General features: G+C 64.8%; 11 protein-coding genes. 6 read left to right on the top strand and 5 right to left on the bottom strand.

Features of this window, described 5'->3' with window-relative positions; genetic code table 11:
• Positions 1-12 precede the first annotated feature (12 nt).
• The 3 genes from ACZ1JV_RS18295 to ACZ1JV_RS18285 form a co-directional block, all read right to left on the bottom strand.
• Complete coding sequence (locus ACZ1JV_RS18295; RefSeq protein WP_465149946.1) at positions 13-2,376, bottom strand: TonB-dependent receptor; 2,364 nt, start codon at positions 2,374-2,376, stop codon at positions 13-15.
• 166 nt (positions 2,377-2,542) lie between these two features.
• Complete coding sequence (locus tag ACZ1JV_RS18290) at positions 2,543-4,324, bottom strand: sulfotransferase family protein (RefSeq protein ID WP_465149945.1); 1,782 nt, start codon at positions 4,322-4,324, stop codon at positions 2,543-2,545.
• 58 nt (positions 4,325-4,382) lie between these two features.
• Positions 4,383-6,119 carry a gamma-glutamyltransferase family protein gene (locus ACZ1JV_RS18285; protein WP_465149944.1) on the bottom strand — a complete coding sequence of 579 codons (1,737 nt, stop codon included), beginning with the start codon at positions 6,117-6,119 and terminating at the stop codon, positions 4,383-4,385.
• A gap of 248 nt (positions 6,120-6,367) precedes the next feature.
• Here ACZ1JV_RS18285 and ACZ1JV_RS18280 point away from each other — a divergent pair, with 248 nt between their 5' ends.
• The 6 genes from ACZ1JV_RS18280 (at position 6,368) to ACZ1JV_RS18255 (ending at position 13,588) form a co-directional block, all read left to right on the top strand.
• Positions 6,368-6,805, top strand: a complete 438-nt coding sequence (locus ACZ1JV_RS18280) for a MarR family winged helix-turn-helix transcriptional regulator (RefSeq protein ID WP_465135224.1) — start codon at positions 6,368-6,370, stop codon at positions 6,803-6,805.
• Positions 6,802-8,850, top strand: a complete 2,049-nt coding sequence (locus ACZ1JV_RS18275) for an FUSC family protein (RefSeq protein ID WP_465149943.1) — start codon at positions 6,802-6,804, stop codon at positions 8,848-8,850. The genes ACZ1JV_RS18280 and ACZ1JV_RS18275 overlap by 4 nt, the downstream gene beginning before the upstream one ends.
• Positions 8,847-9,062 (top strand): DUF1656 domain-containing protein, encoded by a 216-nt coding sequence (locus tag ACZ1JV_RS18270; protein ID WP_465135222.1) that lies wholly within the window; start codon positions 8,847-8,849, stop codon positions 9,060-9,062. Before ACZ1JV_RS18275 ends, ACZ1JV_RS18270 begins: the two co-directional genes overlap by 4 nt.
• Positions 9,059-10,018: an efflux RND transporter periplasmic adaptor subunit gene (locus ACZ1JV_RS18265; RefSeq protein ID WP_465149942.1), complete on the top strand. Its 960-nt coding sequence runs from the start codon at positions 9,059-9,061 to the stop codon at positions 10,016-10,018. The genes ACZ1JV_RS18270 and ACZ1JV_RS18265 overlap by 4 nt, the downstream gene beginning before the upstream one ends.
• A 41-nt stretch (positions 10,019-10,059) precedes the next feature.
• Positions 10,060-11,451 carry an efflux transporter outer membrane subunit gene (locus ACZ1JV_RS18260; RefSeq protein ID WP_465152605.1) on the top strand — a complete coding sequence of 464 codons (1,392 nt, stop codon included), beginning with the start codon at positions 10,060-10,062 and terminating at the stop codon, positions 11,449-11,451.
• Positions 11,452-11,788: 337 nt separating this feature from the next.
• Complete coding sequence (locus ACZ1JV_RS18255) at positions 11,789-13,588, top strand: DEAD/DEAH box helicase (protein WP_465149941.1); 1,800 nt, start codon at positions 11,789-11,791, stop codon at positions 13,586-13,588.
• A gap of 251 nt (positions 13,589-13,839) precedes the next feature.
• On the opposite strand, the gene ACZ1JV_RS18250 is transcribed toward ACZ1JV_RS18255, so the two are convergent.
• Together ACZ1JV_RS18250 and ACZ1JV_RS18245 are read right to left on the bottom strand one after the other, a co-directional pair.
• Positions 13,840-14,298: a GreA/GreB family elongation factor gene (locus ACZ1JV_RS18250; RefSeq protein ID WP_465149940.1), complete on the bottom strand. Its 459-nt coding sequence runs from the start codon at positions 14,296-14,298 to the stop codon at positions 13,840-13,842.
• A complete protein-coding gene (locus ACZ1JV_RS18245) occupies positions 14,295-16,166 on the bottom strand; it encodes an ABC-F family ATP-binding cassette domain-containing protein (protein WP_465149939.1) in 1,872 nt (623 codons plus the stop codon). The genes ACZ1JV_RS18250 and ACZ1JV_RS18245 overlap by 4 nt, the downstream gene beginning before the upstream one ends.
• Between the last annotated feature and the right edge of the window lie 176 nt (positions 16,167-16,342).

Below are 16,342 nucleotides of genomic sequence, written 5' to 3'. Positions count from 1 at the left end.
CCTTTCTAGCTATCAGAAATCTGCCCCGAACTTGAGGCCGATCACGCGCGGGCGGATGACGTAATCGTAGAACACGCCGCCGGTGCTGCTGACGCCATCGGGATCGCCGCACGTCGTTTCCAGACACTGGACGCTGGTGTTGACCACGCCGTTGCTGTTGAACAGGTTGGTGGCGTAGAGTTCGACGCGGTAGCCGTCGCGCTTCACGCCGATGCTGACGTCGGCCGTGGTATAGGCGCCGAGATTGCCCTTGATCTGGTTTTCCAGCGTGCGCAGATCGCTGCGACGCTTGCCGATGTAGTTTGCGGCGAACTGGACGTGGCCGTCCCAACTGCCGACCGGGAATTCGTAACGGGCAACGGCATTGCCCTTGAACTTGGCGGTGATCGGCAAATGCGTGCCCGAGGGGGCAAGCAAGGCGTTTTCGGTCCCATCGGTGCCCGGCAGCGTACAGTCGAAAGCGCTGTTGGCGATCAGGCAGAAGTCCTTGCGGATCGTCGCATCGTTGTAGCTGCCCGAAAGGTCCAGCGAGAGGCCGTTCTTGTTGTAGCCAAGATCGAATTCCACGCCGCGAATACGCGCCTTGCCGGCGTTGCGGATCTCGGTCAGGCCGTTGGCACCCAGGAACGAAAGCTGGATGTCGTCCCACATCTGCTGATAGACCGCCCCGTTGAAGCGGACCGGGCCCCACATGGTTTTCCAGCCGATTTCGTAGTTGTCCAACTGGTCGGGCTTGTAGGGCGGCAACGTGCCGCGACGGTTGATGCCGCCGGGCCGGAAACCGCGCGACCATGTGGCGTAGACCAATGCGTCGGGCGTGATCTTGTAGGTGAGGTTCGCCTTGTAGATCGCGTCGGTCTTGGAGGTCGACTTGTCGAGATTGGTGCAGGGCGATCCACTGACCACGGCGTCCGCGAAGCACGCGGCAACACCGGTCTTGCTCGAATAGCCGGCGCTGTAGCCATAGAAGCCGACCAGCGAGTTCTTGTAGTGGTAGAGGCGCACGCCGCCGGTGGCGCTCAGCTTGTCGGTGATGTCGTATGTCAGCTCGCCGAACGCCGCATAGTCGCGGTCCACGCGCTTTTGCTGGGTCAGCCAGATATCGCTGGTGGTGCCGGGAACCTTCAGATCATCGGCCAGACCGTCGATGATGTAGTTCTGTTCGATATGGTGCTGCTGGCGCTGGTAGAACAGGCCGCCGATGAAGCGCAGCGGATTTTCCTGCGGCGAACTGATGCGCACTTCGCCGAACTGGCGCTTATACGTGTCCTTGCCCTTGATGTACTGGTTCGGGCTGATCAGGTCGCCGGCATTGTCGGTGAGATAGGCGCCCGATCCGAACAGCGCGTCATAGAAGTACGAATAGTCCGAATAGTCGGACTGGGTCCAATCCTTGCGGTTCAGGATGCCGCCGGTGGCGGTAAGGTCCCAGTTGCCGATCTTGCCCTCGATGGTGAGCGCGGCCTGATACCATTCATCCTTGCTCTTCTCGGGGTTGTACTGAACGGTCTGCAGCTTGCCCGAAACGGCGGTGGAGCGTTCCTGCGCAAAGCTGCCGTTGGTCTTCTGGACCTGCCCCATGATCGTGGGCTTCACCGTCCAGTTGCCATCCAGATCGATGCCGAGGGCAAGACGGCCACCGTAAGTGTCTACGTCGTTGTAGTTGTCCTCGACCAGATCGGCATTGTCCTGCGTGATGCCGGAAACGGCGAACGTGCGGCTGCCGTGGACATTGTCGATATAGCCGCCGTCATGCCGATACCAGCCGACGAGGCGGGCGGCGATGGAGTCCGAAAACCGGTAGTTGATGAAGCCCTGCATCACGCCGCCGATATCGCCGTGCGAGACGCTGTTCAGTTCGGCGTCGACCGCGCCATAAGTGCCCGTAGTGTCCGGCGCATTGGTGACGATCTTGATCGTGCCGGCCATCGAACTGGCGCCGTAGAGCGTGCCCTGCGGTCCGGCCAGCGCCTCTACGCGGGCGATGTCATAGGCATGAATGTCGAGCGCGCCCTGAATGGTCGTGATCGGCATTTCGTCGAGATAGGTGCCCACGGTGGGCAGCGGGCCGGAGTGGTTGGCATTCTCACCCGAAGCGACGCCGCGGAAATAGACCTGGCTGAAGCCCGGCTGCACCGTCTGGATCGTGACCGAGGGCAGGAACTTCACAACGTCCTGCAGTTCCTTGACCTGAAGGTCTTTCAGCTTCTCCGTGCCCAGCGCGGTGATCGCGATCGGCACGTCCTGCAGGTTCTCGACGCGCTTCTGCGCGGTGACGTAGATGACGCCGCTATCGGCGGGAGCGGCTGTTGCAGGCTTGGCGTCCTGCGCCAGCGCCGGTTGCACGGCAACGATTGCCGACGAGCCAAGCAGCATCGCGACGATGCCGCGACGAAAGGATATACCGGAAGCGACCACCCGAAGACCCCCATTATGTCGTGTCTAGGTAGGTCTCCATAATTTTGGGGAAGCGGCAATAGGGCTTTCGGATGACGTTCATGTTGCAGTGCAACTATGACATTTCTGCCACATGAACAGGCTTTCAGAATTCGGCGTAAGTCTCAGGCAAATCACCCAATGCTGCGCGAAGAGGGGCCAGCCATTCCTCGAAAATCCGCCATTGCCCCACGCCGTCCCGGTTGATCGGACGGCGCACCTGTTCACTGGACGCAGTACGCACGGCGCGGGTGTTCGTGTGGAATTCCAGACAGGCCTGTTCGAAGGGCAGGCTCAGGTGATCGAGCAGGGCGCGCACTTCGGATTCCGGATCGTCCAGCAGGCGCTCGTGAATCACACGGTGGACGCGGCCGGGCATCACGGCGTCATAGTGGCGCATGGCGCGAACATAGTCGGCGTAATAACGGCCCATGTGCGTCAGGTCATAGGAAAAGGCCTGACCCTTGGCGTAGTTCTGCCGGTAGTTGGACACGCAGCAATCGAGCGGATCGCGCCGCGCGTCGATGATCTTCGCATTCGGCAGGACCAGCGCGATGAAGCCGAGATAGGCCCAGTTGTTGGGCAGCTTGTCGATGTAGAAGGGCTTCTCCGTCTTGCGCTGGACGCGCGTGCGTTCCAGAAATTCGGCGCCGAGTTCGCCTCGGCGTTCCGGGGACAGCGCGGCCAGTGCTGCGGGCCAGTCACGCGGCAGACTGCCGATGGCTTGCGCCTCACGCATGGCGAGGGCGGGAATGTCCGGCAGTTCCATCGTGCCTTCCACTTGCGAGTGGCTGGCAAGGATTTGCTCGATCAGCGTGGAACCCGCGCGCGGCATCCCAAGGATGAAGATCGGATCCGCCGATGGTTCGCCACCATCGGCGTGGGCGGACAGGAACGCGGGGGTGAACGTTTCGATCACGGCATCGACCTGTTCGGTCACCGCATCGGGGTCGTGCTGCAATTCCATGCTGCGCAGCGCATTGCCTTGGGCATAGTGCGTGAATGCCGCCTCCGCCTCGCCGCGTTCTTCCAGCGCCTTCGCGAGTGCGAAATGAAGGTGCAAGCGGTCTTCCTGCGCCAGCTGGTCCGCGTCCGCCAGCACGGCTTGCATCGCGGCAACATCGGCATCGTCGAAGCGCACCGTCTTCAGGTTGGCGAGGCTCCACCACGCTTCGCCCAAACCGGGTTCGACGGCGATGCAGCGGCGATAGGCGGTAACTGCCCCGGCCTGTTCACCGAGGGTTTTCAGGATATGGCCATAGCTCATCCAGAGCTTCGCGTGCTCCGGAAAGCTGTCCAGCAGTTCGCGATAGATCCGGCGCGATTCCTCGTACTCGCCGATCCGGCCCAGCGCGGCAGCGCGAAGATTGAGGTCGCCGGCATTCGCGGCATCGGCGGCCAGCACAGTATCGAGCGTGGCCACCGCGTCGGCGAAACGGTTCTGCTTGTAGAGCACCGTCGCCAGATTGGCGCGCGCTGCAGCAAAGCCGGGCGCGAGTTCCAGCGCGCGCTGCAGCAAGGCCTCCGCATCGCGATAGCGGCCGATGCGTCCGGCCAGTTCGGCCATCATGCGGATCGCGGCGACATCGCGCGGCTGTGCAGACAGACGCTGCCGCAAGCCCGTTTCCGCAGTCGGCAGGTCATTCGCCAGCAAGGCCTGCGCAATGGCAAGCAGTTCGGGATCGCGCACCGAGGCGCGGATCGCCGCGTTCTCTGCCAGTTCCGCCTCGCCATCCTTGCCCAGCTTGCGCAGGGCCTGCCCCAGCAGCCGCAACACGCGCGGGTCTTCGCCTTTCCGCACCAGTGCCTCGCGCAGCATCGGCACGGCGCGGGCGGGATCGGTGGCGACGAGTTGGCCGAGCGGAACGGCAGGTGCGGTCTGATTCATCGGCGCCGACTATGCGTGGCCGTTCTGCTCCGCTCAAGCCGCTCCTTTAGAACGCGTCTCAGAAACCGCGGGCAACGCCTTCACGGCGCGGATCGGCACCCCCGAGATAGCCCTTCGGCGTCACGATAACCGCCTGAAGCCCCGATTCCTCACCCCGACTGGTCGAAAGCACCATGCCGCGTGCGGCAAGGCCCGCCATGATCGGATCGGGGAACATATCCGCGCTGTAGCTATCGCCCTTGGCCACGAGGTTAGGCAGCGAAACCGCGTCCTGCGGGCTCATCTTCCAGTCGAGCAGCGCGACCAGCACCTTGAGGTTATAGGCCTGGATGGCCGAACCACCGGGTGAACCGGCCGCTGCCACGAACTTGCCTTGCGGCGTCAGCACGATGGCTGGCCCCATGCTGGAACGCGGGCGCTTGCCGGCGGCGGGAGCGTTGGCGGCAGGCGCGCCGTCGGCATCGCTCGGTGAGAATGAGAAGTCGGTCAGCTGGTTGTTGAGGAAGAACCCGTCGACCATGCGGCCCGATCCGAAGATGCTTTCGACGGTGGTCGTCATCGAGACGACATTGCCCTGCGTATCGATGATGACGAAATGGCTGGTGCCGCCGGGCTCCGCCGTGGCGTCCGGGCCATTGACGGGCGCGCCCTTCGGCATGCCGAACGTGACCGGCCCCGCCTTCTCCCCGATCAGCGCAGCACGGCCGGCAAGGTATTCGGGATCGAGCAGGCCCGCCTCGGGCACTTTCACGAAGGCGGGATCGCCGACGTAACGATCGCGGTCGGCATAGGCGAGGCGGCTGGCCTGCGCGAACTGGAACCATGCCTTCTCGTCGGCGGCGGAACGCTTGTTTATGTCCGTATGCGCCAGCACGCCGAGCGCGATCTGCAGGCCGGGGCCGCCCGATGGGGCCTGCGGCGTGCAGAACACGTAGGTGCGATAAGGATTGCACAGCGCCGGGCCCGAACGGGGCTGATAGGCCGCAAGGTCCGCCAGCGTCATCGTGCTGGGGCGCGGTCCTTCATGCAGGCGGGCAATGATATCCTGCGCCACCGGGCCCGTGAGCAGCCCGGATGCACCGAACTTGGCGATCCGTTCCAAGGTTCCGGCATAGGCCGGATTGCGCAGCCGATCGCCCGCGACATAGCGCGCGCCATCCGCCTTGGTGAAATAGCGCACCGCATCGGGCGAGGAAGCCTGCGGCGCGCGCGACTGGATCATGCCGGCAAGGCGCGGGCTAACGATGAAGCCCTCCTGTGCCAAGGCATGCGCCTTGTCGAACAGGCCGGACCATTCCAGCTTGCCGTGATCGCGGTGGGCCATGTCCAGCATGGCGATGGCACCGGGAACGCCGGTCGATATCCCGCCCAGCACCGCATCGAAGAAGGGCAGGGGCTTGCCGCTGTCATCCACGAAAAGGCGGTTGGTCGCACCGGAAGGTGCCATCTCGCGTCCGTCGTATGCAGTGACCTTCTGCGTCTTCGCATCGTAATAGATCATGAACCCGCCGCCGCCGAGGCCGGAGCTTTGCGGCTCCACCAAACCCAGCACCGCCTGGATCGCCACCGCCGCATCGACGGCCGATCCACCCTTGCGCAGCACCTCTACCCCGGCCTCCACCGCCAGCGGATTGGCGGCGGCGACCATTGCATGGCGCGCGAGGCCCCATTGCTGGGGACGCGCCTTCGCAGCGGCAACATTGGCCGGCGCTTCGGCCTGAACGACCGAGGGAACAGTCAGGGACAGCGCGAGGGCAAGGGCAGTGATTCGGGAAAAGGCGGTGGGACGACGCAAGCGCGTTCTCCTGTCTGGGAGCGACCGATTTTCCCGTGGCTTAACGAGCCTTTCCGCGTTGCACCAGCCCTGCGGTCAGCCGAACCCGGTAATCAACCGGCTTCCCGGCGATTCCCCAAGGCCGGCACTTCGCAATCGCAACAAACGCAATTGCCCATTGGCTTGCGTTACTTGCAATAATATCTCCGTTCGGGTGACTTGCGGGCATTAGTTAGGCTGCTAATTACCCATCCATGCAGGAACGACGATTGCGCGAGCGGGCACTGGCCGAAAGGCTGCTGCCGGTATCGCGATCATGGCGACAACTGGCGGACGATGCGCTTTCATCGCTCGGGATATCCAATTCCTCGGGCTGGGCGCTGGTGCACTTGCTGCGCCAGGGCAAGACGCTGCGCCAGAGCGAGCTTGCGCGGATCGTCGGCATTACCGAACCCTCGCTGGTGCGCACGCTCAATCTGCTGGAAGGCGCTGGCCTGATCGAACGCATCGCCGATGAGACCGACCGCCGGGCCAAGCACCTTGCGCTGACGGCTGAGGGAGAGGCGCTGGCAGAGAGAATAGACACGCGTCTCAACGCATTGCGCGCAAGCCTGCTTGATGGCATTCCTGACGAAGACCTTGAAACCACGATGGCGGTTCTCGATCGGATCGCTGCCCGCGTGGCCGAAAGCGGCGGCAAGCCATGACCAAGCGCTTTGGATTCGATGCAGCGCTGTTTTCGGTAAAGGCGTACATCGCCGCGATTCTGGCCGTCTATATCGCGCTGTCTATCGGGCTGGACCGGCCGTACTGGGCTTTCCTCACCTCCTACATCGTCGCGCAGCCGCTGGCAGGCGCCGTGGTGTCAAAAGCGATGTTCCGCGTGGTGGGAACGTTCGTCGGCGCGGCGGCGGCGGTTCTGATGGTGCCCCCGCTGGTCAATTCGCCCGAACTGCTGACTTTGGCGATCGGCAGCTGGCTGGCGATCTGCGTGTTCATCTCATTGCTGGACCGCACGCCGCGTTCCTACGCCTCTGTCCTTGCGGGCTATACGGCGGTGCTGATCGTGCTGCCCAGCGTCGATACCCCGCAACTGATCTTCACCACCGCCGCGCTGCGCGTGCAGGAGATCACGATCGGCATCCTGTGCAGCAGCTTCGTGCACGCGCTGGTCTTTCCGCAGTCCGTTTCGGCCTTCCTGCTCCAGCGCGTTTCGACGATCCTTGCGGATGCTGAGCGCTGGTCGAAGGATTCGCTGCATATCGATGTCGATCCCTCGGTCGACCGTGAGCGTCGCCGCCTTGCGTTGGACGTGACCGAACTGCACCAGCTTTCCACTCACCTGCCTTACGAGAGCACCCGGATCGCGCCGCGCATTCGCACGGTGCGCGCGCTGCAGGACCAGCTTTCGATGATCATGCCGCTGGGTGCGGCGGTGGCGGATCGTATTGCCCAGCTGCACGAAGCTGGCGGCGGACCTGCCGAAGTTGCAACCTTGCTGGCCGATACGCGTGACTGGTTCGATCGACTCGCCGCGATGCCCGTCGCCCAGCGCAGCGAAGAGGCCGAAACCCTGCGCGCGCGCTGCAAGGCGCTGGAGCCGCAAGTGGGCGAGGGCGCTTCGTGGCACGATCTTATCCTGCTCAGCCTGCTTTCACGCCTGGCTACCCTGATCGGCGCGCATCGCGATTGCCGCGATCTGGCAGACCAGCTTGCCTCGCCATCGACCCGCCCGGTGACCGAGCGCGCGGCGGTGCTGGTGGAAGGCCGGCGCGGGCGGGAGCTTCACCGGGACTATGGCGGCGCCATTCGCGGCGCGCTCAGCGCCTTCATCACCATCGTTTTCGGCTGCGTGCTCTGGATATTCAGCGGTTGGCACGATGGCGGCACCGCGATCATGCTGGCCGGCGTGTTCACTGCGCTGTTCGCAGCCGCGCCCGATCCGCTGGCGCCATTGCGCTCCTTCTTCGTGGGCACTTTCATCGCGACCTTGCTTGGGCTGCTCTATGGCTTCGTCCTGCTTCCCCGCCTTGACGGGTATGTGCAGTTCGCGGCGGCCATGGCGCCGATGCTGCTGATGCTGGGCATGCTGATGCAGTCGCCTCGCTATGGCGGCATCGCCGTGCCGTTGCTGCTGGGGTTGGGGTCGCCGGTCCTGGTGGCGGACCAGTACATCGGCGGCTTTGCCAGCTACATGAACGGCTCGCTCGCTCAGCTTACTGGCATTCTCTACGCCATCGTCATGATCCGCCTGCTCAGCTCGACCGGGGCCGAAAGCGCGATCCGGCGCACGCTGCGCGCGGGATGGGTGGATATTGCCGAACGCTCCAACCTCATGGCGCCGCCCGACGTGCGCGCCTGGATCAACCGTATGCTCGACCGTATCGCCCAACTTGCCCCGCGCCTTGCGATGGCGGGCCGCTCGCCCGGAAAGCCGCTCTACGATGCCCTGCGCGATCTGCGCACCGGCATCGCCATTGGTGAACTGCGCGAGCTGCGCCTGGATATGTCGCCCGAGCGCAGCGCGCCGCTCACCGCTGTGCTTCGCCGCGTGGGCGCGTACTATCGCAGCCTCGTGCCGGACCGTCCGGCACCGGGCGATCCCGAACTGCTGCAGGACATCGATCTGGCGCTGGATGCCGTCCTGCGCGATGGCGACCGGGAGGCTGCCCGTTCCGGCGCGCTGGCGCTCGTCAGCCTGCGCCGCAACATCTTCCCCGAAGCCGCGCCGATCGAAAGGTTGGCGGCATGAACGGGGAAATGTCCTTCGACGGCGTGTTCGTGCCGACGTTGCTGGTGCTGGGCGTAATCGCCTCGATCATCACGCTGGCACTGATGCGCATTGCCAATATCGTGGGTTTCTACCGCCTTTTCGCATATCGTGCGGCGGTTGACCTGTGCCTCTATATCCTTGTGCTCGGGCTTCTGGTCTGGGCCGCTCCGCTGATCGGTTTCCACCAATGAAGAACCTGCTTGCCCGGATAGCCCCGAGCCTCGCAACGCTTGCACTTGTTGTCATCGCCGCACTCGTGGCGATCTGGCTCTGGAACCATTACGAGAACCGGCCATGGACCCGCGACGGCCGTGTGCGCGCAGATGTCGTGCGCGTCACCCCGGATATCGGCGGCCTGGTCACTTCGGTGGAAGTGCGGGACAATCAGGAAGTGAAGGCGGGCGACCTGCTCTTCGTGATCGACCGTCCGCGCTATACGCTGGCGATGCAGGCCGCGCAGGCCGCCGTGGCCAGCGCACAGGCGAAGCTGGGGCAGGCCCAGCGCGAAGCCAAGCGCGACCTTGCGCTGGGCGACCTTGTCGCCACCGAAAGTCACGAGCAGAACGTGGCCGCCGTCGCCACCGCCCGCGCCGCAGTGGATCAGGCCCTGAGCGCGCTGGACAAGGCCAAGCTGGACCTTGAACGCACCAATGTGCGCGCCTCGGTCAACGGCACGGTCACCAATCTTGACCTGCACCCCGGCGACTTTGTGGCGCCCGGCAGTCAGGCGATGGCGCTGATCGATCGCGATTCCGTGCGCGTGGAAGGCTATTTCGAGGAAACCAAGCTGCCGCACATCCATGTCGGCGCGAAAGTCACGGTGGTGCTGATGGGCGAATCCCGTCCGCTCAAGGGCGTGGTGGAAAGCATCGCGGCCGGCATCAACGACACTACCCGCAGCGATTCCCGCAACCTGCTGCCCAGCGTCGATCCCACCTTCACCTGGGTCCGTCTGGCCCAGCGCATTCCGGTGCGCGTGCGACTTACCGATGTGCCCAAGAATGTCCGCCTGATCGCCGGCCGCACCGCAACGGTGACGATCGAGGAACACGATCAGCCCCCCAGGCGCCGCGGCCCCGCCGCCGTCGCAACCCCGGCCCCGGCCCCGGCGACAACGGCCAATGCATCGGCGGAGCCTGCGCAGTGATCCGATCCGCTCGTCTTCTGGGTGCCGGCTCGCTCGGCGCGATGGCGCTGCTGGCGGGCTGCGTCGCCGGGCCGGACTACAAGCCGCCGGAGCATTCGGTGGCAACGTCGCCATCCGCCAATGGTCCCTTCGCCTCCGGGCAGGGTTCCAACTTTTCGCAGGATCCGCTGCCCGACCGTTGGTGGCGCCTCTATGACGACCCGCGTCTCGACGCGTTGGTCGAGCAGGCGCTGGAAGCCAATGCCAACTTGCGCGCGGCCGATGCCAACTTGCGCAAGGCCGATGCGGTGGTGCGCGAATACGTGGGGCAAAAGGCGCTGAGCACCTCCGTGCTGGCCGATGCCGATCTGGAGCGCGATTACACCACCACTTCGGCCGGTACCAACATGCCGGGCGTGCTGACATACGACCTTGGCTTCTCGGTCAGCTATCCGCTCGATCTCAACGGCAAGCTGAGGCGCGCGATCGAGAGCAGCCTTGCCGACCGGGAAGCGGTGGAAGCCGCGCGCGACGCCGTGCGGATCAGCGTCGCGGCCGCCACGGCCAAGGCTTATGCCGACGTCTGCGCCGCGAACTACCAGCAGGCGACGGTCGAGAAAGTGATCGCACTCCAGCAGCAGACGCTGGACGCCACCACGCGCCTGCAGCGCGGCGGTCGCGGCACGGCGTTCGACGTCAGCCGTTCGCGCACTGCTGTGGAGACCAGCAAGGCCAGCCTTCCGGCCTTTGCCGCCAAGCGCAAGGCAGCACTCTATCTGCTGGCAACGCTGCTGGGCAAACCGCCGGCCGATTATCCGGTGGAGGTGGAAAGCTGCGCGCAACTGCCCATGCTGCGCAGTCCGATGCCGATCGGCGACGGGGCGGCGATGATCCGCCGCCGTCCGGATATCCGTCAGGCAGAACGGACAATTGCTGGCGATACCGCCCGCATCGGCGTCGCCACGGCAGACCTCTATCCCACCGTCAGCATCGGCGGCGGGATCATCAACGACGGCAAGCTGGAGAACCTGGGCAAGACGCATAGCTTCGGCTTCAGTTTCGGCCCCTTGCTGAACTGGAGTTTTCCGAACCGTCCTTTGGTGAAGGCCCGGATCGACGCGGCCAATGCTCAGGTCGATATCGATCTGGCCAAGTTCGATGCCACCGTTCTGGAAGCTCTGCGAGGTACAGAAACGGCGCTGGAGACCTATGCGCGTGACACCGACCGGGCCAGCGCGCTCGGCAGTGCGACCCGCAGCGCCGGCGTTTCGCAGGCGCAGGCGGCCAAGCTGTTCCGGTTCGGCCGCAGCGATCTGCTTTCGTTGCTGACCACGCAGGCGAACCTTGCCAATGCGGAAGTCGCCCATGCCTCGGCAGAGGCCGCGCTGGTGGATGATCAGATTTCGGTCTTCCTCGCGCTCGGCGGGGGCTGGGAAGGGCAGCCTGCAAAGTAAAACGGGTTTTCAAGGGGCGCTCCGGTCTCCGCGAAGCCGGTATACCTGCCGGCGCGGAGACGACCCCTTTGAAGCCCCGTTTGCAACAGATCGGAGCTGCCAGATCCCGGCTTTCGAGTGCGCTGGTCATGCGCTCCATCAGGCTGCGGAATGCTGCCGCGCGCGGTGAATATTCGCCGTCTTGCGGCACATGGAATTGCCAATGTGAAATTGGAGCGCGCCAAACCGGGATTTTTCAGCTATGGGGCCCTCAAAGACCCTTTGGTCGCCAAAAAACTCCACGGAAACTTACCCCCCAAGAGACCGCGCAAGCGGCACAGGACAGATTCACAAACTCATGATTTTTTCTCAGCTCCCCCAGCCCCTTGCCGATGCGTTGACGGCGCAGGGCTACGAGTCCCTGACCCCCGTTCAGGCCGCAGTCGCAGAAGCCGAGGCGCGTGGACGCGACCTGGTGGTTTCGGCGCAGACCGGTTCGGGCAAGACCGTCGCCTTCGGCATCGCCATGAGCGACGAACTGCTGGCGGACGGCTCGATTCCTTATGCCGAGGCGCCGCTGGCCCTCGCCATTGCCCCTACGCGCGAACTGGCGCAGCAGGTCAGCCGCGAGCTTGAATGGCTCTATGGCAAGACCGGCGCGCGCATCGTCACTTGCGTTGGCGGCATGGACCCCGTGCGTGAACGCAAGGCGCTGGAACGCGGTGCGACGATCGTCGTCGGTACCCCGGGCCGCCTGCGCGACCACCTGGAACGCGGCAAGCTCGACCTCTCGGCGCTGCGCGTCGTCGTGCTCGACGAGGCGGACGAGATGCTCGACATGGGCTTCCGCGAAGACCTTGAGGAAATGCTCGATGCGATGCCGGCAAGCCGCCGCACACTGCTGTTTTCCGCCACCATGCCGCGCCCGATCGAGGCACTGGCCCGCCGCTACCAGACCGATGCGCTGCGCATCTCGACGATGAGCGAGAACCGCGGCCATGGCGACATCACCTATCAAGCCGTCACCGTTGCCCCGGCCGATGTCGAGAACGCCGTGGTCAACCTGCTGCGCCTTCACGATGCAGAGACGGCGATCCTGTTCTGCGCCACCCGCGACAATGTGAAGCACCTGCACTCGACGCTGACCGAGCGCGGCTTCTCTGCCGTGGCGCTTTCGGGCGAGCATTCGCAGAACGAGCGTAACAATGCGCTTCAGGCCCTGCGTGACAAGCGCGCCCGCGTCTGCGTCGCCACCGACGTTGCCGCGCGCGGCATCGATCTTCCCTCGCTCACGCTGGTGATCCACGTCGAAATCCCGCGCGATGCCGAAACGCTGCAGCACCGTTCGGGCCGCACCGGCCGCGCCGGCAAGAAGGGCACCGCCGTCATCATCGTGCCGTTCCCGCGCCGTCGCCGCGTGGAAGGCATGCTGCGCGGTGCGCGGATCGAGGCCGAATGGGTCGCCGCGCCGACGCCCGAAGTCATCCGCGCCGCCGACCGCGGCCGCCTGATGGAAAAGCTGCTCGCCCCGGTCGAGGCGGACGAGGAAGATCGCGAGATCGCCCGCGAAATCCTGGAAAAGGTGAGCGCAGAGGATCTTGCCGCGGCTCTGGTACGCGCGCATCGCGCCGCCATGCCGCAGCCGGAAGAGCTGATCGGCAACAGCCCCGAAGCGCGCGAAGCGCGTCAGCGTCCGGGCTTTGACGATGTGGTGTGGTTCACCATGGACGTGGGCCGCCAGCAGAATGCCGATCCGCGCTGGATCCTGCCGCTGCTGTGCCGCCGTGGTCACGTGACTCGCAACGCCGTGGGCCAGATCCGCATCATGGCCAACGAGACTTACTTCCAGATCCCGCGCGCACAGGCCGACCAGTTCGTGCGTGCCGTCGAGCGGACTGCGCAAGACGATAGCGGCGACGTGGAGAACACCATCCGCATCGTGCAGGCACAGGACACCCCGCGCGAAGTCGCCCGTGAGCGTCGCCGCGAAGGCCCGCAGGGTCGCGGTCGCAAGCCGCACGGTGGCCGTGAAGAAGGCGGTCGCGGTGGTTACGAAGGCCAGCGCTATCAGCCGCGCCCGACCGGCGGTGCCCGTCCGGAGCGTAGCGGTGGCGGCGGCAAGCCGTTCCACAAGAAGCCGAAGAAGAGCAGCTGGTAAGCTTTTCGCGGTAGATGTTCAGGAGAAGGCGGGGCTGAGTTCCCCGCCTTTTTCTTTGGGTGTGGACTGGAGGCGCAGTCCAGACCGCACCGGTTCAGCTCAAACCCATACCCGTCATCCCCGCGAAGGCGGGGATCCCGCTTCTCCTGCGGTTGGCGGATAGCGTGCAGAAGGAAGCGTCGCCCCCGCATGCGCGGGGGCGACGATGTGGTTTTATTCGTGAGGTGCGCGTGGTTTAGAGGGAGAGGACCTCAAGCACCCAGAGCCAGCACCTCGATAGCCTCTTCCTGGCCATTGAAGTCGACGAAATCGCCAACTTCCGCTCCGAGCAGGGCACGGGCAAGCGGGGCGGTGAAGGCGAGGGCGCCCTTTGCCGGATCGGCCTCGTCATGGCCGACCATGTGCACTTCACGCTCCTTGCCGTTGAGGACGAAGCGCACGCGGTGCCCGAACATCGCCCTGTCGCCGGAGGGGGCGGGCTGAACTTCCGCCGTTGCCAGTCGCTTGCGCCAATAGCGCAAGTCCCGCTTGGCGGCGTTGAGCGCGGTTTCGTCGGCGAGGGCCGGGATTTCAGCCTCTAGCGCCGCGATGCGCGTGTCGATCAGTGTACGGCCTTCAACGGTAACGAAGTTCGGCCCCGGCGGGATCGGCACTTCGAACTTGGGCTCAAGATGCTCCTCGTCCCCGTCGCGCCGGAAGGCGACGCTCACGCATTGCCTCCCATGTACTCGTCCATCGCCTCGCTGGCTTCGAACCAGCCGGCTTCGGCCACTTCCAGTTCCTCGGCTGCCTGCGTGCGGCGCTTGCCGACTTCACCGATGTTGAGCTTGGCCAGATCGCCCTTGGCCGATGCCGGATCGGCCAGCACGGCGTCCAGCGCGTCAAGCTGCTGCTGGATGCGCTTCATGCGCGTTTCGGTCTCGGAAACCTTCTTGCGCAGGGCCTTGAGTTCTTCCCGCGCCACGGCGCCGTTCTTGCGAGCGGGCTTGGCTTCGGTTTGCACTGCCTTGGGCTGGTTCCGGCCGAGGACGAAGTCGATGTAGTCCTCCATCGACCCGTCGTAGTTCGCCGCGGTGCCCTGATCGACCAGCACGAGCCGGTCGGCCGCGAGTTCGACCATGTGACGGTCGTGGCTGACCAGGATCACTGCGCCCTCGAACTGGTTGAGCGCCTGCACCAGTGCCTCACGTGCATCGACGTCAAGGTGGTTGGTCGGCTCGTCGAGAATGAGCATGTGCGGCGCGTCGCGCGTGACCAGCGCCAACGCAAGGCGGGCGCGCTCGCCGCCGGAAAGCGTGGAAATCTGCGCCGTCGCCCGGTCGCCAGAGAAGCCGAAGCGGCCAAGCTGACCGCGCACCGCGACCGGCGGCTTGCCTTCCATCGCCCGCGTCATCAGTTCCAGCGGCGTCGAATCGGAGGGCAGTTCCTCCACCTGATACTGGGTGAAGTAGCCGATGCGAATTTTGGGAGAGAAGGTCAGCGAACCTTCCATCGGCTGCAACTGACGGGCCAGCAGGCGCGCGAGCGTGGTCTTGCCGTTACCGTTGCGGCCGAGCAGGGCGATGCGGTCTTCCGGATCGATGCGCAAGTTCAGGCGGCGCAGGATCGGCTTTTCCGCCTCGTAACCAACGGCGGCAAGATCCAGCGTAACCAGCGGCGGGCGCAGCTCGTCGGGGCTGGGGAAATCGAAGCTGAGCGAGGAATCCTCGGCCATCGCCGCGATAGGCTGCATCTTCGCCAGCATCTTCGCGCGGGATTGTGCTTGCTTGGCAGTGGAGGCGCGGGCCGAGTTGCGGGCGACGTAATCGGCCAGCTTCTTGCGCTGCGCATCCTGATTGGCACGCGCGGCAGCCGCCTGCGCGGCGCGCTCGGCCCGGATGCGCTCGAAGCTGTCGTATGTGCCGGGGTAAAGCGTCAGCTTGCCCTGCTGCAGGTGCAGGATGTGGTCCACCACATTGTTCAGCAGATCGCGTTCGTGGCTGATGACGATCAGCGTCTTGGGGTAGGTCTGGAGGAAGTTCTCCAACCAGAGCGTCGCTTCGAGGTCGAGGTGGTTCGAGGGTTCGTCGAGCAGCAGCACGTCGGGCTGAGAGAACAGCAGGCCGGCCAGCGCCACGCGCATCTTCCAACCGCCCGAGAAACTGTCGAGCGGCCGGTTCTGCATCTCCTCATCGAAACCCAGGCCGACAAGAATGCGCGCGGCACGTGCCTCGCCGGTATAGGCATCGATCGCCAGCAGACGTTCGTGCACGTCGCCGAGACGATGGGGGTCGACGCAGGTTTCGGATTCGGCGAGCAGGTCCTTGCGTTCGGTATCGGCATCCAGAACCGCTTCGAGTGCGGTTCGGGTGCCGGTAGGTGCCTCTTGGGCAATGTAGCCCAGCCGGGCACGGCGCGGCATCTCGACCGAACCGCCATCGGGTTCCAACTGGCCGATGATGGCCTTCACCAGCGTGGATTTGCCCGCGCCGTTGCGGCCGATCAGGCCCACCTTGCCGTCCTTGGGAATGGTGGCGGCGGCCTGGTCGAGGATAGTGCGCCCCCCAAGGCGAACGGTAATATCGCGGATCGTCAACATGGGGGGAGCGCCTAGAGGATTTTGCGCCCGGTTGGAAACATCTTCCGGCGGCAAGTTTTTCGCGACGGGGTTTTGCAGCTTCCAAGGTGTGGCCCGGCCAACTTCCCCATGCGGAAAGAAGAATTGATTTGCGCCAAGGCGATGTCAGTATGTGACTGGTATCGCGTGAGTACTTG

The organism is Novosphingobium sp. BL-S-19, from assembly GCF_055521675.1.
This window is presented reverse-complemented; position numbering and strand designations above follow the sequence as displayed.

What these genes read in the sequence shown, in the direction of transcription:
- ACZ1JV_RS18295 (WP_465149946.1), bottom strand. Translation starts at nt 2,376, where the DNA reads ATGCTGCTTGGCTCGTCGGCAATCGTTGCCGTGCAACCGGCGCTGGCG.
- ACZ1JV_RS18290 (WP_465149945.1), bottom strand. Translation starts at nt 4,324, where the DNA reads ATGAATCAGACCGCACCTGCCGTTCCGCTCGGCCAACTCGTCGCCACC.
- ACZ1JV_RS18275 (WP_465149943.1), top strand. Translation starts at nt 6,802, where the DNA reads ATGACCAAGCGCTTTGGATTCGATGCAGCGCTGTTTTCGGTAAAGGCG.
- ACZ1JV_RS18270 (WP_465135222.1), top strand. Translation starts at nt 8,847, where the DNA reads ATGAACGGGGAAATGTCCTTCGACGGCGTGTTCGTGCCGACGTTGCTG.
- ACZ1JV_RS18265 (WP_465149942.1), top strand. Translation starts at nt 9,059, where the DNA reads ATGAAGAACCTGCTTGCCCGGATAGCCCCGAGCCTCGCAACGCTTGCA.
- ACZ1JV_RS18260 (WP_465152605.1), top strand. Translation starts at nt 10,060, where the DNA reads ATGGCGCTGCTGGCGGGCTGCGTCGCCGGGCCGGACTACAAGCCGCCG.
- ACZ1JV_RS18255 (WP_465149941.1), top strand. Translation starts at nt 11,789, where the DNA reads ATGATTTTTTCTCAGCTCCCCCAGCCCCTTGCCGATGCGTTGACGGCG.
- ACZ1JV_RS18245 (WP_465149939.1), bottom strand. Translation starts at nt 16,166, where the DNA reads ATGTTGACGATCCGCGATATTACCGTTCGCCTTGGGGGGCGCACTATC.